The organism is Petrotoga olearia DSM 13574 (genome assembly GCF_002895525.1).
Classification (GTDB): Bacteria; Thermotogota; Thermotogae; order Petrotogales; family Petrotogaceae; genus Petrotoga; species Petrotoga olearia.
The window spans coordinates 1-1401 of sequence record NZ_AZRL01000013.1; the positions used below are offsets into that span (position 1 = coordinate 1).

Here is a 1401-nt window from a genome sequence, read left to right on the forward strand (position 1 = left end):
GTAGGTAAACTCTGATAAGCCCGAGAGGGGAAAGTGGGAGACAGCCTTGGGATGGACCTACTATCCATCAGGTAGTTGGTGAGGTAAAGGCTTACCAAGCCGATGACGGATAACCGGTGTGAGAGCATGTACGGTCACAAGGGCACTGAGACACGGGCCCTACTCCTACGGGAGGCAGCAGTGGGGAATATTGGACAATGGGCGAAAGCCTGATCCAGCGACGCCGCGTGAAGGAAGAAGTCCTTCGGGATGTAAACTTCTGAACTAATCGAATAAGAGGGTAGTGGACACACTACAGAAGAAGGTAGATTAGGAAAAGTCCCGGCTAACTACGTGCCAGCAGCCGCGGTAAGACGTAGGGGGCGAGCGTTGCCCGGAATCACTGGGTGTAAAGGGGACGTAGGCGGATGATCAAGTCATCTGTGAAAAGGTTGCTCAACGATTGGCTTGCGGATGAAACTGGTTATCTTGGGCGTAGCAGAGGTAGACGGAATTACCTGAGTAGGGGTGAAATCCGCAGATACAGGTAAGAACGCCGGTGAAGAAGTTGGTCTACTGGGCTACAGCTGACGCTGAGGTCCGAAAGCCAGGGGAGCGAACCGGATTAGATACCCGGGTAGTCCTGGCTGTAAACGATGCTCACTAGGTGTAGGGAGCGAAAGACTCTCTGTGCTGAAGCGAACGCGATAAGTGAGCCACCTGGGGAGTACGTCCGCAAGGATGAAACTCAAAGGAATTGACGGGGGTCCGCACAAGCGGTGGAGCATGTGGTTTAATTCGAAGCTAACCGAAGAACCTTACCAGGGATTGACATGTAACTGAAGGTAGAGAAATCTACTGGCCTACCGTAAGGTAGGAGGTTACACAGGTGGTGCACGGTCGTCGTCAGCTCGTGCCGTGAGGTGTTGGGTTAAGTCCCACAACGAGCGCAACCCCTACAATTAGTTACCAGCAAGTAAAGTTGGGGACACTAATTGGACAGCCGCCGACGAGGCGGAGGAAGGAGGGGATGACGTCAGATAAGCGTGCCCCTTATACTCTGGGCGACACACGTGCTACAATGGGGAGGACAAAGGGAAGCGAAGCCGTGAGGTGGAGCGGATCCGGAAAAACTCTCCGTAATATGGATTGTAGGCTGAAACCCGCCTACATGAAGCTGGAATCGCTAGTAATCGCAGGTCAGCCAAACTGCGGTGAATACGTTCCCGGGCCTTGTACACACCGCCCGTCACGCCACCCGAGTTGGGAACACCTGAAGGCAGTACGGTAGGTACTGTTGAAGGTGGGCTTGGCGAGGGGGGCGAAGTCGTAACAAGGTAGGTGTACCGGAAGGTGCGCCTGGATCACCTCCTTTCTAAGGAGAATATAGTTTCTACCTCCTCTATCTACTTTTGAGAGAGT

General features: G+C 53.6%; 1 rRNA gene. It reads left to right on the forward strand.

What is annotated here, in order from left to right:
• Positions 1-1354: ribosomal RNA gene (locus X929_RS05485) — 16S ribosomal RNA — on the forward strand; the annotation flags it as partial.
• Positions 1355-1401: the final 47 nt, after the last annotated feature.